Source organism: Streptomyces cynarae, from assembly GCF_025642135.1.
Lineage (GTDB): Bacteria > Actinomycetota > Actinomycetes > Streptomycetales > Streptomycetaceae > Streptomyces > Streptomyces cynarae.
On sequence record NZ_CP106793.1, the window covers coordinates 2,496,457 to 2,517,313 of the forward strand.

Sequence of the window (20,857 nt, forward strand, 5' to 3'; positions counted from 1 at the left end):
CCGTATGTGCCCATCGTGGGGTATGGCACTGACAATCCGTTCTGACCTGCTCTTTTGCTTCGCTCAGAGGTTCGGGGTAGTTTTTGCACTGACCAGTCAGTTCAAAAGCCCGGGGTTCCCGGGGTCCTGTGACCGGACCCCGGGACTGGGTGCCCCACCCAGGGGAACGAGGGGGGACATGGACATGCAGGAGACGGCGGCCGGGGTCGCCGTCAGTGCCGCCGGCTTCGGCCTGAAGGGACCGCGCGGCTGGGCCTTCCGGGGCGTCGGCCTCGAGGCGGAGCCCGGCTCGCTCATCGCCGTCGAGGGCCCCTCGGGCTCCGGCCGGACCTGTCTGCTGCTCGCGCTCACCGGGCGGATGAGGCCGAGCGAGGGACGGGCCGCGGTCGGCGGGCACCGGCTGCCCAAGGAGATGTCCGCCGTGCGCGGGATCAGCGATCTCGCGCACGTGCCCGGCGTCACCGACCTCGACCCGGCCCTGACCGTCGGCGAGCATCTGCGCGAACGCGCCCTGCTGGAAAGCAGGTTCGCGGACTCCCTGCGGGCGGCGCTGCGCCCCAGGAGTGATCGGGCGGCCGAGGCGGAACGTCGTATCGACACCGCCCTCGCCGCCGCCGGACTCGACCCGGAACAGCTGCCCAAGGGCCGCCGGACCGCCGTACGCGACCTGGAGCGCCTCGAGGCCCTGCGGCTGTCCGTGGCGCTGGCCCTGATCGGCCGGCCCCGCCTGCTCGCCGTCGACGACGCCGACCTGAAGCTGTCCCCCGCCGAACGGGCGGAAGCCTGGGACCTGTTGAGGTCGCTGACCGAGGACGGGACGACCGTCCTCGCGGTGTGCACCGAGGCCCCCGAGGACGCCGTCGTGGTGTCGACGGCACCCGGCGCGCGGCACGCGCGCGAGGAGACCACCCCCGACGAGCCGACCGTAGAAGGCGACGACGACAAGGAGACGGCGGATGCGCTCGCCGAGACTGGCCGCGCTTGAACTCAGGCGGTTCGGCAGGGGAAAGCTGCCGCGTGCGGCGCTGGTGGCGCTCCTGCTGCTGCCGCTGCTGTACGGCGCCCTGTACCTGTGGTCGTTCTGGGACCCGTACGGGAGGCTGGACCGCATCCCCGTGGCGCTCGTCGACGACGACAAGGGCACGACCGTCGCCGGCCGGAGGCTCACCGCGGGCGACGACCTCGTCAAGGGCCTGCTCAAGAGCGACACCTTCGAGTGGCACCGGGTGGGCGCCGCCGAAGCCAGGAAGGGCGTCGAGGACGGCACCTACTACTTGTCGCTGACCATGCCGTCCGACTTCAGCGCCAAGATCGCCTCCAGCTCCGGAAGCTCCCCCGAGACGGGCGCCCTTCAGGTACGGACGAACGACGCCAACAACTACATCGTCGGGCAGATCTCCAAGACGGTGTTCGCCGAGGTGCGCGCTGCCGCATCCACCAAGACGTCGCGGTCGTTCCTCGACCGGATCTTCATCTCGTTCTCGGACATCCACGGGGCCACCGTCAAAGCCGCCGACGGCGCCGACCAGCTCACGGGCGGGATCGGCAAGGCGGAGAAAGGCTCAAAGGACCTGGCCGACGGCTTGCAGGAGGCCAAGAGCGGCAGCGCAAAGCTGTCGAGCGGCCTGACGAAGCTCGACCGGGGCGCGGGCGCCCTCCAGGACGGCGCCCAGCAGGTCGCGGACGGCACCCAGGCGCTCGCCGACCGGGTGCACGGCGCGGCCGACCAGGTGCGGCCCTTCCTGAAGAAGGACGGACGGCAGATCGCCGACACCGCGACCCTGGTGGCCGACTCGTCGGGCGTCATCAGCGAGCACCTCGACGCCTTCGTCACCACGGCCCCCGTCGCCGAGAAGGGCACGCGTGAAGCGTCCGAGACGCTGGACGCGGTGTACGAGAGGCGCTGTGTGAACCAGGTCCTGTCCGACCCCGCGTGCGCGGACCTGAAGAAGGCGAAGGACGCCGCCGCGGACGCGGCACGGCTCGCCGAGGACGTGAACACCGTGGTGCAGGACTACCACGGCGACATGACCGCCATGCGGCAGGACCTGAAGACCCTCCAGCAGCAGGCCCGGGCGCTGGCCAAGGCGGCACCGCACCTGTCCGGCGACCTCGACGACGCGGTCTCCAAGGTGGACGCGCTCAACAAGGGCGCCGCCGAGGTCGCCAAGGGCGCCCGGACCCTGCACACCGGCCTTGGCGCCGCCCGGACCGGGGCGGCCGACCTGGACGCGGGCATCGGCAAGCTGGAGACGGGCGCGATCGACCTGAACGGCGGCATGTACAAGCTCGCCGACGGCTCCGGGAAGCTCGCCGACGGGCTCCACGACGGGGCGGGCAAGATCCCCGACTACGACAAGCAGGACCGCGACCGGCGCACCCAGGTCATGGCGGACCCGGTGCAACTCGCCTCCCGGGACCTGCACCACGCGCCCAACTACGGCACCGGTTTCGCTCCGTACTTCATCCCGCTGTCCCTGTGGGTGGGCGCGATGGTGGCGTACATGCTGATACCGCCGATGAACCGGCGCGCGCTCGCGGCGGGCGCCTCCGCCTGGCGGATCGCGCTGGCGGGCTGGCTGCCGGTGGCCGCCGTGGGCGTGCTGCAGACGGCCGCCCTGATGGCCGTGCTGCACTGGGCGATCGGCCTGGAGATGACGCGCGCGGCGGGGACGATCGGGTTCCTGTTCCTGGTGGCGGCGTGCTTCGCGGCGCTCGTCCAGTGGCTGAACGCGCGCTTCGGGGCGGCGGGCCGGATCCTCGTCCTCGCCCTGCTGATGCTCCAGCTGACGTCCGCGGGCGGTACCTACCCCGTGCAGACCTCCCCGGGCTTCTTCAACGCCATCCACCCCTTCCTGCCGATGAGTTACGTCGTCGAAGCGCTGCGGAGGCTCATCACGGGCGGCGGCCTCGGTCCCGTGTGGCAGGCGTGCGCCGTGCTCACGGCGTTCACCGCGGGCGCCCTCGCGCTGACCGCCCTGTCGGCCCGGCGCAGGCAGGTGTGGACGCTCGACCGACTGCACCCGGAGCTGAACCTGTGAGGTCCGGGCCATCCCACCGGGACGTTCCTGTGAGAATCAGGGCCATGGAACGCAGCAGCGCCGCTACGTCGGGCGGCTCGAGCCGCCGCGAGGCGACCCGGCAGAAGCTCTACGAGGCGGCCGTCACCCTGATCGCGGAGCAGGGCTTCTCCGCGACCACCGTCGACGAGATCGCCGAGCGGGCCGGGGTCGCGAAGGGCACGGTCTACTACAACTTCGCGAGCAAGTCCGTCCTCTTCGAGGAGTTGCTGCGGCACGGTGTGGGGCTCCTGACCGCCTCCCTCAGGGACGCGGCCGAGCAGAGCGACCGGGCGGGCGGTACCAAGGTGGACGCGCTGGACGCCATGATCCGCGCCGGGCTGGCCTTCATCGCCCGCTACCCGTCCTTCACCCAGCTGTACGTGGCCGAGCTGTGGCGCACCAACCGGGCCTGGCAGTCCACGCTCATGGTGGTCCGGCGGCAGGTCGTCGCGGCCATCGAGGACGTGCTGCGCGCAGGTGTGGAAAGCGGCGAGTTCAGCGACGAGATCGACGTCCCGCTGACGGCCGCGGCACTGGTCGGCATGGTGCTGGTGGCGGCGCTGGACTGGCAGTCGTTCCAGCCGGAGCGCTCCCTGGACGACGTCCACGCGGCGCTGTCGCGGCTGATCCAGGGACGCGTGAGCGGCGGCCGGTAGGGCGCCCGGACGGCGTCAGGTCCTCGGACGGCTGTCAGGTCCTCGGATGGCCGGTGGCGCCCGGCAAGACGAAAGCGCCGGTTCGTGGTGGCCGCGCCCTTGGCGTGCCCCCTCGAACCGGCACTCCGTCGTGCCCCCGTGACCCCCGTACCCCCGTTGGGTCCTTCCCCCGGGTCTCCCCCTGCCTCGCTTCCGCCGGAGAAGTGCCGGCGGAAGGAGCGGTCGAGGGCGGGCACCGTTCCGCCGCCCCGTGTCGGCGGTGCCGGAGCCGTGCCCCTTTCCGTGCCTCCACTCTCTCGTCCGCGCGGGCCTGACCCCATCCGCGCAGCTACTCATCTCTCCGACTAGGTACGGATACTCAGACCCTGAGCGCTCACCCCCGGCACGGATGCACGGAAAGCGCCGGTCACAGGCCCGCGGCCGGATTGTCGGCGGCGGCCGATAAGGTCGCAGGCATGGCACGGATTGCGGTGATCGGCGCCGGGATGGGCGCGATGGCGGCCGCCGCCCGGCTGGCCGTCGCGGGCCACCGGGTGGTGGTGTACGAGCGTACGGAGACGTACGGCGGTGCGGTGCGCCGTTTCTCGCGCGACGGCTTCTCCTTCGACACCGGCCCGGGTCTGCTGCCGCTGCCCGCGGTCTACCGCGACCTGTTCGTGAAGACGGGCAAGGAGCCGCTGGAGGACTGCGTCGAGCTGGTCCAGGTGGACCCGTCGTCACGGCACGTCTTCGCGGACGGCACCGAGGTGGCGCTGCCCAACGCCTCGCGCGCAGGGGTGGTGTCCGCGCTGGACGCTGCGCTGGGTGCGGGAGCGGGCGGGCGCTGGGGCGACTTCCTGGTGCGGGCGCGCGAGGCCTGGGACCGTACGCGCCGTCCGCTCCTGGAGGAGCCGCTGTGGCCCGACTGGCAGGTGCTGGCGGAGAAGGAGCCGTATCCGGCTGTGCCGCACAAGCGACTGCTGCGTACACGCCGGGCCGGCACGCTCGCCGAGGTCGGCGCCTGGGAGCTGCGCGATCCGCGCCTTGTGGCGGTGCTGGAGAGCCACGCCCTGGCCTGGGGCCTGGATCCCCGGACGACGCCGGCGAGTGCGGCGGTGCTGCCGTACATGGAGCACGCCTTCGGGATGTGGTACGTCCGGGGCGGGATGCGGGAGTTGGCGCGTGCCGTGTACGAGCGGTGCCTGGCCCGCCGGGTGGAGTTCGTCTTCGGGGCCGAGGTCACCGGGATCGTCGAGAAGGACGGCCGCGCGACGGGGGTGGAGCTGGCCGACGGTGTCGCGGCGGAGGCGGACCACGTGGTGGCCGGGGTCGCGCCCGCCGTCCTGGACCGCCTGGTGCCGGGGACGGCGGCGCGCGCTGCCGACGAGGTCGCGCCGCAGCGTGGGATGCCCGGCCGGCTGACGGTGTTCCTGGCCCTGCGCGGGGCCGGCCGGAGGGTGCCGCGCATCGGACGGTGGTCCACACGGCCGACCGCGAGGGCGAGCTGCACCGGCTGTTCGGGGAGTCCGCCGGGCTTCCGCCCTCCGCGACGGTGGCCGTGCTGCGCCCGGACGACCCCGCGCTGGTGCCCGACACGGCGCACGAGGCGGTCACGCTGACGGTCACGGTGCCCCAGGGGATGGAGGTCTCCGAGTCCGACGTGGACCGGATCGTCGCCGCCGCCGGGCGCGCGATACCCGGCCTGGCCGACCGTGTCCTGTGGCGAGAGGTGCGCACGCCCGCCGACATCGCCGAGGACACCGGAGCGCCCGGCGGCGCGGTACCGGCGCCGGCTCTCGCCGCGGCCGGGGGCCGTCTGCTGCAGCCGTCCAACAGCACCCGTACACCGGGCCTGTTCACGGTCGGCGGCTGGTCCCACCCCGGTGGGGGTCTCCCCCACGCCGGCATGTCGGGCGCCCTGGTGGCGGGGCTCATCGTGGAGGGGCCGGACTTCCGGGGCTCTCAGTGACCGTCCCGGGGCCCACGGCTCCGGGACGTCAGAAGCGGTAGCGCTCGTCGTAGCCGTTGCCGTGCGGGGTGCCGTTGTCCTGGTAGGGGTACGGCTGTTCGGGCGGGAGTTCGCCGCCGAGCGCTTCGTCGGTGGTGCGCTGCTGGGGCACCCAGACACCGCCGGGCGGGGTCTCGCCGTAGGTACCGGTGGCGTACTGGTCCTGACCGTAGGCCTGCTGTCCGTACTGCTGCTGGCCGCCGTACGTGGTGTCGTACGAGCCGCCACCGTAGGTCCCCGTGCCCTGGTACGGGTCGGAGTACCCGCCGTACTGCTCCTGGCCGCCCTCGTAGCCGTAGTGCTGCTGCTGGCCGTATCCGGAGTAGCCGTCGTAGGCGTAGGCCTGCTGCTCCTGGGGCTGCTGCTCGTGGGGCTGTCCGGCGGTGCCGTAGGTGGCATCCGCGTAGATGCCGTAGGAGCCGGTCTCCTCGGGCAGGGGCTGCGGCTCGTAGACGGCGGTGGCCTCGGCCGCGGTCTCCGCGGGCGGGGCCCCCGGGCGGGAGAAGACGTCGTCGTGGTCTTCCTCGTCGTACGCGTCGTCCTGGCGGTACGTTCCGGCGGGCATCGTCGTCGTCGCGGCCGTCGGCTCGACGTCGGTGTCCTCCGCCGCCTCCTGACGGGCCTTCTCGGCCCGGCGGCGCTTGCTGCCGGTGCCCGAGCCCTCGCGCGGGCGGTTGCCGACGGCCCAGCCGGCCGCGAAGCCGCGGCGGAACGACAGGGTGACGTAGGTCTGCCCGACCGCGAAGGCTGCGGCGCCCAGGCCGATGACCACGACGGATTGGATGAGCACGCCGAACACGACGCCGAGGAATCCGACGAACGCGAGCAGCCGCCAGCGCAGGCGTGCCTTGTACTGCAGCAGCACCTCACCGAGCAGCCACAGTGCGACGATGCCGAACGCGATGTAGAGGACCGTCCAGCCCATGTACGCCCCTCTCCCAGTGGCCGCTACGCAGTGTGTCGTATACGGGTGCGGCGGTCTAGGCCCGCTGCGGGTGGTGCAGGCCCAGGTTCTCGTAGATCTCGAGCGTCGCCGTGGAGTTGTTGAGTGTAATGAAGTGCAGTCCGGGGACCCCCTCGGCCAGCAGCCTCGCGCAGAACTCCGTGGCGAAGTCGATGCCGATCGAGCGTACCGCCGCCGGATCGCCCTTCGCCGCGAGGATCCGCTCCTGAAGGCCGTCGGGGAGGGCGGCGTTGCTGAGCTGGGGCAGCCGCTCCAGCATCCGCACGCTGGTCACGGGCATGACCTCGGGGATGACCGGGGTGTCGCAGCCGGCTGCGGCGACCCGGTCGCGCAGGCGCAGGTACGACTCCGGCTGGAAGAACATCTGCGTGATCGCGTAGTCGGCGCCGGCCCGGCACTTGTCGACGAAGTGCGCGACGTCGGTGTCCCAGTCGCTGGAGCGGGGGTGCATCTCCGGGAAGGCGGCGACGCCCACGCAGAAGTCGCCCGACTCCTTGATGAGCCGGACGAGTTCGGCCGCGTAGGTCAGGCCTCTGGGGTGCGGCACCCACTCGCCCATGGGGTCGCCGGGCGGGTCGCCGCGCACCGCGAGCATGTTGCGGATCCCGGCGTCGGCGTACTGGCCGATGATGTTGCGCAGCTCGGCGACGGAGTGGTTGACCGCGGTGAGGTGGGCGACCGGGGTGAGCGTCGTATCGGCGACGATCTGCTCGGTCTCCTTGACCGTGCCCGCACGGGTGGAACCGCCGGCGCCGTACGTGACGGACACGAAGTCGGGGGCGACCGCCTCGACCCTGCGGAGTGCGCTCCACAGGTTCCGCTGGCCCTTGGGGGTCTTCGGCGCCGAGAACTCGAACGAGTACGTCGTCTTGCCGGTGGCGAGGATGTCGCGCACGGTTCGTGCGCGATCAGTCCTCGTGGATGCGGTTCCGAGGGCCATAGTCGCAGGTTAGCCAGGGCGCGGCGGTCCCCCAACCGGACGCCTGCGATTTGCCCGAATTGTCGACTTGTTGTCCACCCATCGGACAACACGGGGGGCAGGACCGGCCTTCGGCGCTCCTACGCGGCGCGCAGCCGCTTGGCGAACTCTGCCGCCGCCGCGCCGGGGTCGTCCGCCTCCGTGATCGCGCGGACGACCACCACGCGGCGGGCGCCGGCCTCGAGGACCTGGTCCAGATTGCCGAGGTCTATGCCGCCGATGGCGAACCAGGGGCGGTCGGTGCCGAGCGCGGCGGTGTGGCGCACCAGGCCGAGGCCGGGGGCGGGTCGGCCGGGCTTGGTGGGGGTGGGCCAGCAGGGGCCGGTGCAGAAGTAGTCCACACCCTCCTGGACGGCGGCGGCCTCGGCCTCCGCCTCGGAGTGGGTGGAGCGGCCTATGAGGATGTCGTCGCCGAGGATGGCGCGGGCCGCGGGGACGGGGAGGTCGCCCTGGCCGAGGTGCAGGACGTCGGGGCGGGCGGCGTGGGCGACGTCCGCGCGGTCGTTCACCGCGAGGAGCTTGCCGTGGCGGGCACAGGCCTCGGCGAAGACCTGGAGGTGCTCCAGCTCCTCGGCGGCCTCCATGCCCTTCTCGCGCAGCTGCACGATGTCGACGCCGCCGGCGAGGACCGCGTCGAGGAACTCGGCGAGGTCGCCCTGGCGCTTGCGTGCGTCCGTGCACAGATAGACGCGGGCGTCGGCGAGCCGGGCGGTGCGGGCGGTTTCGGGCACGGTGGTGTCCCCCCGTTGTCGGTGGCGTACGGGCCGCGGCGGGGCGCGGTCGGCCGGAGCCTGGGCGTGTCCCTCGGCCCGCGGCCCGTACGCCGGACGGTTGTTCTTGTGTTCCGGCCTGATCAGGCCGGAACCGGTCCGATCGGGTCGGGTCCGATCGGGTCCGGTCCGATCAGGCCGGATCGATCAGACGGCGAGCGCCTGCGCGCGGCGCTTCACCTCCGTGCCGCGATTCTCGCTGAGAGCCTGCGCGGGGGTGCCGGGCAGGGTCGGGTCGGGGGTGAAGAGCCACTCGATCATCTCTTCGACCGTGAAGCCGTCGTCCCGCAGCAGGGTCAGGGTGCCGGACAGGCCCTTGACCACCTTGTCCCCGTCGATGAAGGCGGCGGGGACGTGCAGCGCCTTGTTCTCGCCTCGGCGAACGGCGATGAGCTGGCCCTCCTTGACCAGCTGCCGCACCCGGGTCACCTCCACGCCGAGGGCTTCGGCGATGTCGGGCAGGGTGAGCCAGGCGGGGACGAGAGCATCGATCTTTGCGTCAATCTCGGTCACGGGATCAAGCGTGCCATCCCGGACTGACAGTCGGAAGCTGAGCGCCTCCGGCGGGGTTAGGCGGAGGGGGTGGTTGCGCCCTACGCCGTCGCCTCCTTCAGCGGGCGGGACGGGTCCGACAGCAGCGCGGGGTTCATGGGGGCGCCCGATTCGATCAGGCGACGGCCCTGCGCCAGGTCCCGGGGGCGGCCCACGGCCAGCAGGGCCACCAGGCGGCCCTCGCGAAGCCAGCAGACCGTCCAGGCCGCGCCCTCGGGGTCGCCGCGCCACACCGTCGTGTCGGCGGACGCGTGGTGGCCCACGTACTGGACGAACCGGCCGAACTGCTCCGACCAGAAGTACGGCACCGGGTCGTACGCCACCGGTGTCTGACCGATGATGTTCGCGGCCACCGTGCGCGGCCCCTGGAGGGCGTTGTCCCAGTGGTGGACGAGCAGTCGCTCCTCGTAGCGGCCCGACGGGAAGGACGCGCAGTCACCGACCGCGTACACGTCCGGCAGCGAAGTGCGCAGATGGTCGTCGGCCAGCACCTCGCCGTGCACGCCCAGCTCGATCCCGGACCCGCCCAGCCAGGCCGTGGCGGGCCGGGCCCCGATGCCCACCACCACCGCCCCGGCCGGCACCCGGGAGCCGTCGTCCAGCACCACCGCGCCCGGCTCGATGCGCTCCACGCGCGCGTGCGTGCGCAGCTCCGCCCCGCTGTCCGCGTACCAGGCCGTCATCGGCGCCGCCACCTCCGCCGGCAGTGCCCCGGCGAGCGGCCGGTCCGCGGCCTCCACCACGGTCACCGCGCAGCCCGCCTCGCGCGCGGCGGTGGCGAACTCGGCGCCGATCCAGCCCGCGCCGACGACCACGATGTCGTGCTGCCGGGCGAGCACCGGCCGCAGCCGCTCGGCGTCGTCCAGCGTGCGCAGCAGATGCACCCCGGGGACGCCCTCCGCGCCCGGCAGCCGGATCGGTTCCGCCCCGGTCGCGATGACCAGGACGTCGTACGCGACGGGGCCCCGCTCTGTGTCCAGCTCGTGGTCCTCCGGGCGCAGGGCGGTCGCCTCGCGGCCCAGCTCCAGCTCGATGTCCAGCGCCTCGAAGTCGACGTCGAAGGCGGAGCCCTCGGCCTTGCCGAGCAGCACCGCCTTGGACAGCGGCGGCCTGTCGTACGGCTGGTGCGGCTCCGCGCCGATCAGCGTCACGCCGCCGGCGAAGCCCTGTTCCCGCAGGGCGACCGCGGTCTGCACCCCGGCCATGCCCGCGCCCACGACGACGACGCGCCGTGCCGTACCGCCCCGTGCCTGCGTCTGCTCGCTCACCTGATCACCATAGACAACTGACGAATTGTCAGTCAGGGGGCGTGCTGAGTGACGTCCTGCACAGCCCTGGGCCGGGTGGAGGCTGTCTTACGAGGGCGGCGCTCTGCGGGCTAGGGTTGACCACCGTAAGCACTCGCGGGAGCCCGGCGCACCGGGCTGAGAGGGAGGCTGGGACGGCCTCCGACCGTACGAACCTGATCCGGGTCATGCCGGCGAAGGGAGGGGCTGGACGCCCATGTCGCGTACACCGGACGAACCGTCGACATCGCGCGATGCGTCGACCGTGTCGGACGTCCTCGTCATCGGGGGCGGGATCATCGGTCTGGTCACCGCCTGGCGGGCGGCGCAGCGCGGGTTCGCCACCGCCGTGGTGGATCCGGAGCCGGGCGGCGGAGCCGCTCAGGTGGCCGCCGGGATGCTGGCCGCCGTCACCGAGCTGCACTACGGCGAGCAGACGCTGCTCGCCCTGAACCTCGCCTCCGCGCGCCGCTACCCGGATTTCGCCGCCGAGCTGGCCGAGGCCACCGGCCGGGACCTGGGCTACCGCCGCTGCGGCACGCTCGCCGTCGCGCTCGACGCCGACGACCGCGCCGAGCTGCGCGAACTGCACGCCCTTCAGCAGCGCTCGGGGCTGGAGTCGGAGTGGCTGAGCGGACGGGAGTGCCGCCGTCTGGAGCCGATGCTCGCGCCGGGCGTGCGCGGGGGGCTCAGGGTCGACGGCGACCACCAGATCGACCCGCGCCGCCTCGCCGCGGCCCTGGTGACGGCCTGTGAACGCGCCGGGGTCGTCTTCCACCGGATGTGGGCCGAACGGCTCACGGTGGTGCGGGAGCGGGCCTGCGGGGTGCGGACCGCAGACGGCACCGAGCTCGCCGCCGGGCAGGTCGTCCTCGCCGCGGGCAGCCTCAGCGGGCGGCTCGCGGGCGTCCCGGAGGACGTCCTGCCGCCCGTACGTCCCGTGAAGGGGCAGGTGCTGCGGCTGACCGTGCCCGAGCGGTACGCGCCGTTCCTGAGCCGTACGGTGCGCGCCGTCGTCCGCGGTGGCGCGATCTACCTCGTGCCGCGCGAGAACGGCGAGCTGGTGGTCGGCGCGACCAGCGAGGAGCTGGGCTGGGACACCACGGTCACCGCGGGCGGGGTGTACGAGCTGCTGCGGGACGCGCACGAGCTGGTGCCCGGGATCACCGAGCTGCCCCTCACCGAGACACGGGCGGGTCTGCGTCCGGGCTCCCCGGACAACGCGCCGCTGTTCGGCGCCACCGGGCTGGACGGCCTGCTGCTGGCCACCGGCCACTATCGCAACGGTGTGCTGCTCACCCCGGTCACCGGCGACATCATGGCGCACGTGCTGACCACCGGTGAGCTTCCCGAGGAGGCCCGTCCCTTCACCCCCCGGCGTTTCACCGCCGCCGCCCTCACGGAGCAGCCCGTATGAACATCTCGGTCAACGGGAAGGCCCGCGAGGTCACCCCCGGTGTCGCGCTCGACGCGGTGGTGCGGAGCCTGACCGCCGCCCCCTCGGGCGTGGCCGCCGCCGTCAACGAAACCGTCGTACCGCGCGCGCAGTGGGCGTCGACGTCCCTCAGTGAGGGAGACCGCGTCGAGGTCCTCACCGCCGTCCAAGGAGGCTGACCCATGGCTGACGATCCCTTCGTCCTCGGAGGCACGACCTACTCGTCCCGGCTGATCATGGGAACGGGCGGCGCGCCCAGCCTGGACGTGCTGGAGCGGGCGCTGACGGTGTCCGGCACGGAGCTGACGACGGTCGCGATGCGGCGCGTCGACGCCTCGGTGCACGGCTCGGTCCTGTCCGTGCTCGACAAGCTGGGCATCCGGGTGCTGCCGAACACCGCGGGCTGCTTCACCGCGGGCGAGGCCGTGCTCACCGCCCGCCTCGCGCGCGAGGCCCTCGGCACGGATCTGGTCAAGCTGGAGGTCATCGCCGACGAGCGGACCCTGCTGCCGGACCCGATCGAGCTGCTCGAGGCGGCCGAGACGCTGGTGGACGACGGCTTCACCGTGCTGCCGTACACGAACGACGACCCCGTGCTCGCCCGCAAGCTGGAGGACGTCGGCTGCGCCGCGATCATGCCGCTCGGCTCCCCGATCGGGTCCGGGCTCGGCATCCGCAACCCGCACAACTTCCAGCTGATCGTGGAGCACGCGCGCGTGCCGGTCATCCTGGACGCGGGGGCGGGCACGGCGTCGGACGTGGCGCTGGCGATGGAGCTGGGGTGCGCGGGCGTGATGCTCGCCTCGGCGGTGACCCGGGCGCAGGAGCCGGTCCTGATGGCGGAGGCCATGCGGCACGCGGTGGAGGCCGGCCGGCTCGCCCGCCGGGCGGGCCGTATCCCGCGCCGGCACTTCGCTCAGGCGTCGTCGCCGACGGAGGGCATGGCCCGGCTGGACCCGGAGCTGCCGGCCTTCTGAGCCGGGCCGGAGGAGGCCGCGTCACAGGTCGGCTGCAGTCGGGCTCCGGTGTCCCCGCTGCGGACGGTGAGTGACAGTGCGCCCTCGTAGACTCACCAGCGTGGATACGACCCTTCAGGACCCTCTCGTCGGGCAGGTGCTCGACGGCCGCTATCGCGTCGACGCGCGGATCGCGGTCGGCGGGATGGCCACGGTCTACCGGGCCCTGGACACCCGCCTGGACCGTGTGCTCGCGCTGAAGGTGATGCACCCGACGCTGGCGGCCGACGGCTCGTTCGTCGACCGCTTCATACGGGAGGCCAAGTCGGTCGCCCGTCTCGACCATCCGAACGTCGTGCAGGTCTTCGATCAGGGTGCCGACGGATCGTACGTCTACCTCGCCATGGAGTACGTCGCCGGCTGCACCCTGCGGGACGTGCTGCGCGAGCGCGGGGCGCTGCAGCCGCGCGCGGCCCTGGACATCCTGGAGCCGGTGCTGGCCGCCCTGGGGGCCGCGCACCGCGCCGGGTTCGTGCACCGGGACATGAAGCCGGAGAACGTCCTCATAGGTGACGACGGCCGGGTCAAGGTGGCCGATTTCGGTCTCGTCCGGTCCGTCGACACCGTCACCAGCACCACGGGCGCCGTCCTCGGCACCGTCTCCTACCTCGCCCCGGAGCAGATCGAGCACGGCACGGCCGATCCGCGGGTCGACGTGTACGCGTGCGGGGTCGTCCTCCACGAGATGCTGACCGGCGCCAAGCCGCACCACGGCGACTCCCCCGCCCAGGTGCTCTACCGGCACCTGAACGAGGACGTCCCCCCGCCGTCGGCTGCCGTGCCCGGGCTGTCCGTCGAACTCGACGACCTGGTCGCGTCGGCGACCGCGCGCAACCCCGAGCTGCGCCCGGCGGACGCGGTGGCGCTGCTGGGCCAGGTGCTTCAAGCCCGTGGCGCGCTGACCGACGAGCAGTTGGACGCCGTGCCGCCGGGGGCCGTCGCCGCGGAGCACGACAACGCCGAGGACCGCACGAGCGTGATCCCGCGCCTGCTGCCGACCCGCCCTGTGGGCGAGGACCGGGAGGCCGTCCTCAACCGGACGAGCCGGCTTCAGACCCCGCCGCCCGAGCCGCCCCGGCGCCCGGCGCGGCCCCGGCGCGGGCTGTACGCGCTGGTCCTCGCCGTGCTGGTGGTGTTCGGTGTGGGCACGGGGGTCTGGTACATCAACTCGGGCCAGTTCACCAAGGTCCCTCCGCTGCTGGCGAAGACGGAGGGCGAGGCACGGGCCAGGCTGAAGAAGGCCGGTCTCGAGGTCAAGCAGGTCAAGCACGCCTACAGCGACACGGTGAAGCGCGGCACGGTGATCAGCACCGATCCGGCGGTGGGTGCGCGGATCCGCTCCCATGACGCGGTGACGCTGACGCTCTCGGACGGTCCCGAGACGGTGCAGGTGCCCGATCTGAAGGGCTACCCGCTGGACCAGGCGCAGGCCCGGCTGAAGAAGGACGGCCTGGTGCCGGGCATGGTCACACAGGCGTTCAGCGAGGACGTGCCCAAGGGCTCCGTGATCGGTACGGACCCGGGGGCGGGGACCGAACGGCACGGCGGTTCGGCGATCGCGCTCACCGTCAGCAAGGGCAGCCCGGTGGACGTGCCCGACATCGTGGGCTCGTCCATCGAGGACGCGACGTCACAGCTCCAGGCCGCGGGCCTGCAGGTGAAGATCGCCGACACGCAGGTCACCTCCGAGTACGACGCCGGGAAGGTCGCCCAGCAGTCGCCGGGCGCGGGCAAGCAGGCCGGCGAGGGCGACACCGTCACGCTGACGCTCTCCAAGGGCCCCGAGATGGTCCAGGTGCCGGACGTGACCGGGCAGAACGTCGACGACGCCAAGAAGGCGCTCGAGGCCGCGGGTTTCCAGGTCGAGGAGGACCGGGGCCTGCTGGGCCTGTTCGGCGACACGGTGAAGGGCCAGTCGGTCAAGGGCGGGGACAAGGCTCCGAAGGGATCGACGATCACGATCAAGATCCGCTAGCAAGCCGATGGCCGAGGACCGGGCGCCCGGGACGACGTGACACCCTTGGGGGGTGAGCACTGAGCAGTCCCGTGGCGCCCCCGGATCCATCGGCCCATCCCGCAACCCGATCGGCAGCCACGTCCCGGTGGCCGGTGGGCTGAACTCCGTCGGGCTGGCCTACGCCCGCGACATCGGGGCCGAGACGGTACAGGTCTTCGTGGCCAACCCGCGCGGCTGGGCGACGCCCGCCGGCAGTCCGCGTCAGGACGAGGAGTTCCGGGCCGCATGCGCCGCCGAGTCGATCCCGGTGTACGTCCACGCGCCGTACCTCATCAACTTCGGCTCGCACACCGAGGCGACCGTGGACAGGTCGGTGGAGTCGCTGAGGCACTCGCTGCTGCGGGGCCGCCGGATCGGGGCGCGGGGCGTGGTCGTGCACACCGGCAGCGCGACCGGCGGCCGGGACCGTTCGGTGGCGCTGAAGCAGGTACGGGAGCGCATGCTGCCGCTGCTGGAGGAGCTGACGCACGACGACGACCCGTGGCTGCTGCTTGAGTCGACCGCGGGCCAGGGGGCCTCACTGTGCTCCCGCACCTGGGACTTCGGGCCGTACTTCGAGGCCCTGGACGCCCACCCCAAGCTCGGTGTCTGCCTGGACACCTGCCACATCTTCGCGGCCGGGCACGACCTGACCGGGCCGGACGGGGCGCACCGGACGCTGGACCTGCTCGTGGACACCGTCGGCGAGGGCCGGCTCAAACTGATCCACGCCAACGACTCACAGGAGGCGGTCGGCGCCCACCGGGACCGTCACGCGAACATAGGCGCCGGCCACATCGGCGAGGCCCCGTTCCGCGCGCTGATGACGCATCCGGCCACCGAGGGCGTGCCGCTGATCATCGAGACGCCCGGCCGCAAGGAAGGGCACGCGGCGGACGTGGAGCGGCTGAAGAAGCTGCGGGACGGCTGACCTGGAGCCGCCCCGGGCGTCAGAGCTCGGGGCCGTCCCCGGGCTCCTCCTGGTAGGAGTAGCGCTGCTCCTTCCACGGGTCACCGATGTTGTGGTACCCGCGCTCCTCCCAGAAGCCGCGCCGGTCGGTGGTCATGTACTCGACGCCGCGGACCCACTTGGGGCCCTTCCAGGCGTACAGGTGCGGCACGATCAGGCGCAGCGGGAAGCCGTGTTCCGCGGTGAGCAGCTCGCCGTCCTTGTGCGTGGCGAAGATCGTCCTGTCGGAGGCGAAATCGGACAGGCGCAGATTGGAGCTGAACCCGTACTCCGCCCACACCATCACGTGGGTGACGGTGGGCGCGGGCGGGGCGATCTCCAGGATCGTACGGGCCGGGATGCCGCCCCATTCGGCGCCGACCATGCTGAACTTCGTCACGCAGTGCAGATCGGCCACGACGGTCGCGTACGACAGTGACGTGAACTCCTCGTGGTTCCAGCAGCGCTTCTCGCCGTCCGCGGTGGCGCCGAAGACCCGGAACTCCCAGCGCTCGGGGCGGAACTTGGGCACGGGTCCGTAGTGCGTGACCGGCCAGCCCCGCTGGAGTCGCTGTCCCGGCGGAAGCTGTGACCGTGCCGTTTCTCCAGATTCGCGCTCCACCGGATGACCCATGACTCCATCCTGACAGACCGCGGAGGGTGCACATGACCAGCCCGGGTTCAATTCGGGGCATCTCAGACTAAGTGTGAACTTACTGGACGCTCCTGGGTGCCAGTGCCATGATGCGGCGCAGCCCGCCCGTCCCCGCCCGGAAGGATCCCCGCCATGCAGGGCGACCCAGAGGTCATCGAATTCCTCAACGAGCAGCTCACCGGTGAGCTGACCGCGATCAACCAGTACTTCCTGCACGCGAAGATGCAGGAGAACCTCGGGTGGTACAAGCTCGCCAGGTACACGCGGCGGGAGTCGTTCGACGAGATGAAGCACGCGGAGGTGCTCACCGACCGCATCCTCTTCCTCGAGGGCCTGCCCAACTACCAGCGACTCTTCCATGTGCGAGTGGGGCAGACCGTCAGGGAGATGTTCGAGGCGGACCGGCAGATCGAGGTGGAGGCGATCGACCGGCTCAGGCGCGGGATCAAGGTGATGCGGGAGAAGGGCGACATCACCTCCGCGAACATCTTCGAGTCGATCCTGGCGGACGAGGAGCACCACATCGACTACCTGGACACCCAGCTGGACCTGCTGGAGAAGCTGGGCGACGCGCTGTACATCTCCCAGATCATCGAACAGCCGGAGAGCTAGGCGGCTTCTTCCAGGCCGGAGAGGCCCGACAGGCCGGACAGCGCCGGCTCGGCGATCTCGGGACGGGGGCACGCGCCGCGTCCCAGCAGCGCCTGGATCCTCCGCACGCAGGAACCGCAGTCCGTGCCCGCCTTGCAGGCGGAGGCGATCTGCCGCGGAGTGCAGGCGCCGTTCTCCGCGTGCTGCCTCACCTGCTGCTCGGTGACGCCGAAGCAACTGCAGACATACACGCGGTGCACCTCCCCGCCGAGATCGATAAGGCAAACCTAACCTTACCTGTCCCGCCGGGGGTGCGACAGCAGAGAGGGGCGCGGATCGTGTGATCCGCACCCCACTCGCGTCGGTCAGCGCCCGCAGGCTACTGGTCCCGGTACATCTCCGCGACGAGGAACGCCAGGTCCAGCGACTGGCTGCGGTTCAGCCGCGGGTCGCACGCCGTCTCGTAGCGCTGGTGCAGGTCGTCGACGAAGATCTCGTCGCCGCCGCCCACGCACTCGGTGACGTCGTCGCCGGTCAGCTCCACATGGATGCCACCCGGGTGCGTACCGAGCCCCTTGTGGACCTCGAAGAAGCCCTTGACCTCGTCGAGCACGTCGTCGAAGCGGCGGGTCTTGTGCCCGGAGGCCGCCTCGAACGTGTTGCCGTGCATCGGGTCGGTCACCCAGGCCACCACCGCGCCGGACGCCGTGACCTTCTCCACCAGCTCGGGGAGCCGGTCACGGATCTTGTCCGCACCCATGCGGACGATGAAGGTCAGCCGGCCGGGCTCGCGGTCCGGGTCGAGGCGGTCGATGTACCGCAGCGCCTCCTCGGCCGTCGTGGTCGGGCCGAGCTTGATGCCGATCGGGTTGCGGATCCTCGAGGCGAACTCGATGTGCGCACCGTCCATCTGCCGGGTGCGCTCACCGATCCACACCATGTGCGCCGAGACGTCGTACAGCTGCCCGGTACGGGAGTCGGTGCGGGTCAGCGCCGACTCGTAGTCGAGCAGCAGCGCCTCGTGCGAGGAGTAGAACTCGACGGTCTTGAACTCCTCCGGGTCGGCCCCGCAGGCGTGCATGAAGTTCAGCGCGTTGTCGATCTCGCGCGCCAGCTGCTCGTAGCGCTGGCCGGACGGCGACGACTTCACGAAGTCCTGGTTCCAGGCGTGCACCTGGCGCAGGTCGGCGTAGCCGCCGGTGGTGAAGGCACGCACCAGGTTCAGCGTGGACGCCGAGGCGTGGTACATGCGCTTCAGGCGCTCCGGGTCCGGGATCCGCGACTCCTCGGTGAACTCGAAGCCGTTGACCGAGTCGCCCCGGTACACCGGCAGCGTCACCCCGTCGCGGGTCTCGGTCGGCTTGGAGCGCGGCTTGGAGTACTGGCCGGCGATACGGCCGACCTTCACCACCGGCACCGAGGCGGCGTACGTGAGCACGGCGCCCATCTGGAGCAGCGTCTTGAGCTTGTTGCGGATGTGATCGGCGGACACCGCGTCGAAGGCCTCGGCGCAGTCGCCACCCTGGAGCAGGAACGCCTCGCCCCTGGCGACGGCTCCCATCCGGGCGCGCAGCTGGTCGCACTCGCCCGCGAAGACGAGCGGCGGATACGACGCGAGGTCCGCGATCACCTTGCGCAGAGCCTCGGGGTCGGGGTACTCGGGCTGCTGCGCCGCGGGCAGGTCTCGCCAGGTGTTGCCAGCGCTGGGGCTGGTCTTAGCGTTCACGGTCACCCCCTAAACATTACGGGGTCGTGTCCACCGCTTATCGATGCGCTCGACTGATGAGACGGGTCGTCCCGCCCGGGGCGTGCGTTCGTGTAGGGTGCCGGACATGTTCGCGCACTCGACCCAGAACCAGAACTGGTGGTGGACCGCTCGTCCGGCGGCCCACTGACTGCGCGTACGCACGACTTCGCGAAGGCCGCCCGAGGGGCGGCCTTCGGCGTTTCCGCGACCGGGCCGTTCCCTCTCACCTCACCGAGAAGGACACCGCCCATGAACCTGCTCGACCTGCTGGACGACCCCCGCCCGTTCGCCCTGCTGCGCCGCCGCACCCCGGGGCGCGACCAGGACACCGTCGAGGTGCTGACCGGCCCGGTCGGCCGTTTCGAGCGCCTGGCCGACCTGCCCGACGAGGCCCTCGCCCTCGTCCCCTACCGCCAGATCCGCGAGCGCGGCTTCGACGTCCGCGACGACGGCACACCGCTGCTGGCGCTCACGCCCGAGGAGTCGTACGAGATCCCCCTGGACCAGGCACTGGCGCAGCTGCCCGGCCACGACGTCCGGGTCGAGGACGGCGGCTTCGACGTCTCCGACGAGGAGTACGCCCGGATCGTCGGGCGGGTGCTGGAGGAGGAGATCGGGCGGGGCGAGGGCGCCAACTTCGTGATCCGGCGGACGTACGAGGGCCGCATCCCGGGGTTCGGACGGGCCGACGCCCTCGCTCTCTTCCGGCGGCTGCTGGTCGGGGAGCGGGGGGCGTACTGGACCTTCGTCGTGCACACCGGTGACCGGACTCTGGTGGGGGCCAGCCCCGAGGTGCACGTGCGGATGTCCGGCGGAACCGTCGTCATGAATCCGATCAGCGGCACCTACCGCTATCCCGCGGGCGGCCCGACCCCCGAGGACCTGCTCCGCTTCCTGGCCGACGGCAAGGAGATCGAGGAGCTGTCGATGGTCGTCGACGAGGAGCTGAAGATGATGTGCACGGTCGGCGACATGGGCGGGGTCGTCGTCGGGCCGCGCCTGAAGGAGATGGCCCACCTGGCGCACACCGAGTACGAGCTGCGCGGGAAGTCCACGCTGGACGTGCGCGAGGTGCTGAAGGAGACGATGTTCGCGGCGACCGTCACCGGGTCTCCCGTGCAGAACGCCTGCCGGGTGATCGAGCGGCACGAGGTCGGGGGCCGGGGCTACTACGCGGGCGCGCTGGCGCTGCTCGGCCGGGACGCCGGGGGCGCGCAGACCCTCGACTCCCCCATCCTCATCCGCACCGCCGACATCGGCAGTGGGGGCGCCTCCCGCTCATGGGGGTCCCCCCGCTCGAGCGAAGCCGAGAGTGGGGGAGAAGCCGAGAGTGGGGAAGGACGGCTGAGGGTGCCCGTCGGGGCCACACTCGTGCGCGGCTCCGACCCGGCGAACGAGGTCGCGGAGACCCACGCCAAGGCGGCCGGGGTGCTGGCGGCTCTGGGGGTACGGCCCGGACGGCCGCGCGAGGAGCACGTACGGCCGAACCTGGCGGAGGACCCGCGGGTACGGGCGGCGCTGGACGGGCGGCGGGAGAAGCTCGCCCCGTTCTGGCTGCGGATGCAGGAGCGGGCCTCGGACCTGACCGGGCACGCGTTCGTCGTGGACGGCGAGGACACGTTCACCGCGATGCTCGCGCACGTCCTGCGCTCGACCGGTCTGGAGGTGACCGTACGGCGGTACGACGAGCCGGGGCTGCGGGAGGCGGTGCTCGCCCACTCCGGTCCCGTGGTGCTCGGGCCGGGGCCGGGCGACCCCTCGGACCTGGCCGACCCGAAGATGCGGTTCCTGCGGGAGCTGACGGCCCAGGTCATCCGGGGCCACCGGCACGGTGTGCTGGGCGTCTGCCTGGGCCATGAGCTGATCGCGGCGGAGCTGGGCCTGGAGATCGTCCGCAAGGAGGTTCCGTACCAGGGCGCCCAGACGGAGATCGACCTGTTCGGGCGGCGGGAGACCGTCGGCTTCTACAACAGCTTCGTGGCGCGCTGCGACGACGACGCGGCGGCCGAGCTGGCGGCGCACGGGGTCGAGGTCAGCCGCAGCGCGACCGGGGAGGTCCACGCTCTGCGCGGGGGCGGGTTCGCCGGGGTGCAGTTCCACCCGGAGTCGGTGCTGTCGGTGGGTGGCGCGGGCGTCGTACGGGAGCTGCTGGACGGGCTGGCCGCCGCGGGCACGAGCCCGTTCGCGGAGCGGCGGCCGGCGCTGTAGGGGG

Annotated in this window: 20 protein-coding genes, 1 pseudogene and 1 riboswitch; of the genes and pseudogenes, 13 read left to right on the forward strand and 8 right to left on the reverse strand. The window is 72.1% G+C overall.

Annotated features, from left to right (window positions below; translation table 11 throughout):
* The first annotated feature begins 184 nt into the window (after nucleotides 1-184).
* The 5 genes and pseudogenes from N8I84_RS11715 to N8I84_RS43100 form a co-directional block, all read left to right on the forward strand.
* The gene (locus N8I84_RS11715; protein WP_390899026.1) at nucleotides 185-985 is read left to right on the forward strand and encodes an ATP-binding cassette domain-containing protein; all 801 of its coding nucleotides are present in this window, start codon (nucleotides 185-187) and stop codon (nucleotides 983-985) included.
* Nucleotides 957-3,041: a YhgE/Pip domain-containing protein gene (locus N8I84_RS11720; RefSeq protein WP_263229464.1), complete on the forward strand. Its 2,085-nt coding sequence runs from the start codon at nucleotides 957-959 to the stop codon at nucleotides 3,039-3,041. Before N8I84_RS11715 ends, N8I84_RS11720 begins: the two co-directional genes overlap by 29 nt.
* Before the next feature lie 44 nt (nucleotides 3,042-3,085).
* Nucleotides 3,086-3,718: a TetR/AcrR family transcriptional regulator gene (locus tag N8I84_RS11725; RefSeq protein ID WP_263229465.1), complete on the forward strand. Its 633-nt coding sequence runs from the start codon at nucleotides 3,086-3,088 to the stop codon at nucleotides 3,716-3,718.
* A 455-nt stretch (nucleotides 3,719-4,173) separates the two neighbouring features.
* Nucleotides 4,174-5,316 (forward strand): phytoene desaturase family protein, encoded by a 1,143-nt coding sequence (locus tag N8I84_RS11730; RefSeq protein WP_390898880.1) that lies wholly within the window; start codon nucleotides 4,174-4,176, stop codon nucleotides 5,314-5,316.
* A 62-nt stretch (nucleotides 5,317-5,378) separates the two neighbouring features.
* A pseudogene (locus N8I84_RS43100) lies at nucleotides 5,379-5,666 on the forward strand (NAD(P)/FAD-dependent oxidoreductase); the annotation flags it as partial.
* A gap of 28 nt (nucleotides 5,667-5,694) precedes the next feature.
* Here N8I84_RS43100 and N8I84_RS11735 read toward each other — a convergent pair.
* The 5 genes from N8I84_RS11735 to N8I84_RS11755 form a co-directional block, all read right to left on the reverse strand.
* Nucleotides 5,695-6,630 (reverse strand): SCO2102 family sporulation regulator, encoded by a 936-nt coding sequence (locus N8I84_RS11735; RefSeq protein WP_263229466.1) that lies wholly within the window; start codon nucleotides 6,628-6,630, stop codon nucleotides 5,695-5,697.
* 55 nt (nucleotides 6,631-6,685) lie between these two features.
* Nucleotides 6,686-7,609, reverse strand: a complete 924-nt coding sequence (gene metF / locus N8I84_RS11740; RefSeq protein ID WP_263229467.1) for a methylenetetrahydrofolate reductase [NAD(P)H] — start codon at nucleotides 7,607-7,609, stop codon at nucleotides 6,686-6,688.
* Between the two features lie 119 nt (nucleotides 7,610-7,728).
* A complete protein-coding gene (thiE, locus tag N8I84_RS11745) occupies nucleotides 7,729-8,379 on the reverse strand; it encodes a thiamine phosphate synthase (protein ID WP_263229468.1) in 651 nt (216 codons plus the stop codon).
* A 186-nt stretch (nucleotides 8,380-8,565) separates the two neighbouring features.
* A complete protein-coding gene (locus tag N8I84_RS11750) occupies nucleotides 8,566-8,931 on the reverse strand; it encodes an Rv2175c family DNA-binding protein (protein ID WP_200416954.1) in 366 nt (121 codons plus the stop codon).
* Between the two features lie 80 nt (nucleotides 8,932-9,011).
* Nucleotides 9,012-10,238 carry an NAD(P)/FAD-dependent oxidoreductase gene (locus N8I84_RS11755; RefSeq protein ID WP_263229469.1) on the reverse strand — a complete coding sequence of 409 codons (1,227 nt, stop codon included), beginning with the start codon at nucleotides 10,236-10,238 and terminating at the stop codon, nucleotides 9,012-9,014.
* Nucleotides 10,239-10,363: 125 nt separating this feature from the next.
* A riboswitch (TPP riboswitch) is annotated at nucleotides 10,364-10,476 on the forward strand.
* Between N8I84_RS11755 and thiO the strand changes: the two genes are divergently transcribed.
* The 5 genes from thiO to N8I84_RS11780 all read left to right on the forward strand — a co-directional run bounded on the left by thiO (nucleotide 10,474) and on the right by N8I84_RS11780 (nucleotide 15,634).
* Nucleotides 10,474-11,673, forward strand: coding sequence for a glycine oxidase ThiO (gene thiO / locus N8I84_RS11760; RefSeq protein WP_263229470.1), 1,200 nt, complete (start codon nucleotides 10,474-10,476; stop codon nucleotides 11,671-11,673). It overlaps the preceding riboswitch by 3 nt.
* Nucleotides 11,670-11,870 carry a sulfur carrier protein ThiS gene (thiS, locus tag N8I84_RS11765; RefSeq protein ID WP_263229471.1) on the forward strand — a complete coding sequence of 67 codons (201 nt, stop codon included), beginning with the start codon at nucleotides 11,670-11,672 and terminating at the stop codon, nucleotides 11,868-11,870. Before thiO ends, thiS begins: the two co-directional genes overlap by 4 nt.
* Nucleotides 11,871-11,873: 3 nt before the next feature.
* On the forward strand, nucleotides 11,874-12,668 hold the full coding sequence (locus N8I84_RS11770) for a thiazole synthase (protein WP_263229472.1): 795 nt from the start codon (nucleotides 11,874-11,876) through the stop codon (nucleotides 12,666-12,668).
* A 100-nt stretch (nucleotides 12,669-12,768) separates the two neighbouring features.
* Nucleotides 12,769-14,682 (forward strand): Stk1 family PASTA domain-containing Ser/Thr kinase, encoded by a 1,914-nt coding sequence (pknB, locus tag N8I84_RS11775; protein WP_263229473.1) that lies wholly within the window; start codon nucleotides 12,769-12,771, stop codon nucleotides 14,680-14,682.
* Between the two features lie 52 nt (nucleotides 14,683-14,734).
* A complete protein-coding gene (locus N8I84_RS11780) occupies nucleotides 14,735-15,634 on the forward strand; it encodes a deoxyribonuclease IV (protein WP_263229474.1) in 900 nt (299 codons plus the stop codon).
* A gap of 19 nt (nucleotides 15,635-15,653) precedes the next feature.
* On the opposite strand, the gene N8I84_RS11785 is transcribed toward N8I84_RS11780, so the two are convergent.
* Nucleotides 15,654-16,286, reverse strand: a complete 633-nt coding sequence (locus tag N8I84_RS11785; RefSeq protein ID WP_263229475.1) for a sulfite oxidase-like oxidoreductase — start codon at nucleotides 16,284-16,286, stop codon at nucleotides 15,654-15,656.
* A 153-nt stretch (nucleotides 16,287-16,439) separates the two neighbouring features.
* Between N8I84_RS11785 and bfr the strand changes: the two genes are divergently transcribed.
* Nucleotides 16,440-16,919 carry a bacterioferritin gene (bfr, locus tag N8I84_RS11790; protein ID WP_263229476.1) on the forward strand — a complete coding sequence of 160 codons (480 nt, stop codon included), beginning with the start codon at nucleotides 16,440-16,442 and terminating at the stop codon, nucleotides 16,917-16,919.
* Here the strand turns inward: bfr and N8I84_RS11795 are convergent.
* Both N8I84_RS11795 and N8I84_RS11800 read right to left on the reverse strand, forming a co-directional pair.
* The gene (locus tag N8I84_RS11795) at nucleotides 16,916-17,158 is read right to left on the reverse strand and encodes a (2Fe-2S)-binding protein (protein WP_263229477.1); all 243 of its coding nucleotides are present in this window, start codon (nucleotides 17,156-17,158) and stop codon (nucleotides 16,916-16,918) included. The genes bfr and N8I84_RS11795 overlap by 4 nt on opposite strands.
* Nucleotides 17,159-17,277: 119 nt before the next feature.
* Nucleotides 17,278-18,630, reverse strand: a complete 1,353-nt coding sequence (locus N8I84_RS11800; protein WP_263229478.1) for a class II 3-deoxy-7-phosphoheptulonate synthase — start codon at nucleotides 18,628-18,630, stop codon at nucleotides 17,278-17,280.
* A 100-nt stretch (nucleotides 18,631-18,730) separates the two neighbouring features.
* On the opposite strand from N8I84_RS11800, the gene N8I84_RS43105 reads away from it, so the two are divergent.
* Nucleotides 18,731-18,793 carry a trp operon leader peptide gene (locus N8I84_RS43105; RefSeq protein ID WP_351226422.1) on the forward strand — a complete coding sequence of 21 codons (63 nt, stop codon included), beginning with the start codon at nucleotides 18,731-18,733 and terminating at the stop codon, nucleotides 18,791-18,793.
* Between the two features lie 101 nt (nucleotides 18,794-18,894).
* Nucleotides 18,895-20,853: an anthranilate synthase family protein gene (locus tag N8I84_RS11805; RefSeq protein ID WP_263229479.1), complete on the forward strand. Its 1,959-nt coding sequence runs from the start codon at nucleotides 18,895-18,897 to the stop codon at nucleotides 20,851-20,853.
* The last annotated feature ends 4 nt before the right edge of the window (nucleotides 20,854-20,857 follow it).

Excerpts from the sequence above, each read along its gene's own strand:
- metF (WP_263229467.1), bottom strand. The coding sequence starts at position 7,609 with ATGGCCCTCGGAACCGCATCCACGAGGACTGATCGCGCACGAACCGTG.
- N8I84_RS11715 (WP_390899026.1), top strand. The coding sequence starts at position 185 with ATGCAGGAGACGGCGGCCGGGGTCGCCGTCAGTGCCGCCGGCTTCGGC.
- bfr (WP_263229476.1), top strand. The coding sequence starts at position 16,440 with ATGCAGGGCGACCCAGAGGTCATCGAATTCCTCAACGAGCAGCTCACC.
- N8I84_RS11785 (WP_263229475.1), bottom strand. The coding sequence starts at position 16,286 with ATGGGTCATCCGGTGGAGCGCGAATCTGGAGAAACGGCACGGTCACAG.
- N8I84_RS11735 (WP_263229466.1), bottom strand. The coding sequence starts at position 6,630 with ATGGGCTGGACGGTCCTCTACATCGCGTTCGGCATCGTCGCACTGTGG.
- N8I84_RS11725 (WP_263229465.1), top strand. The coding sequence starts at position 3,086 with ATGGAACGCAGCAGCGCCGCTACGTCGGGCGGCTCGAGCCGCCGCGAG.
- N8I84_RS11720 (WP_263229464.1), top strand. The coding sequence starts at position 957 with ATGCGCTCGCCGAGACTGGCCGCGCTTGAACTCAGGCGGTTCGGCAGG.
- N8I84_RS11805 (WP_263229479.1), top strand. The coding sequence starts at position 18,895 with ATGAACCTGCTCGACCTGCTGGACGACCCCCGCCCGTTCGCCCTGCTG.
- N8I84_RS11770 (WP_263229472.1), top strand. The coding sequence starts at position 11,874 with ATGGCTGACGATCCCTTCGTCCTCGGAGGCACGACCTACTCGTCCCGG.
- thiS (WP_263229471.1), top strand. The coding sequence starts at position 11,670 with ATGAACATCTCGGTCAACGGGAAGGCCCGCGAGGTCACCCCCGGTGTC.
- thiO (WP_263229470.1), top strand. The coding sequence starts at position 10,474 with ATGTCGCGTACACCGGACGAACCGTCGACATCGCGCGATGCGTCGACC.
- N8I84_RS11730 (WP_390898880.1), top strand. The coding sequence starts at position 4,174 with ATGGCACGGATTGCGGTGATCGGCGCCGGGATGGGCGCGATGGCGGCC.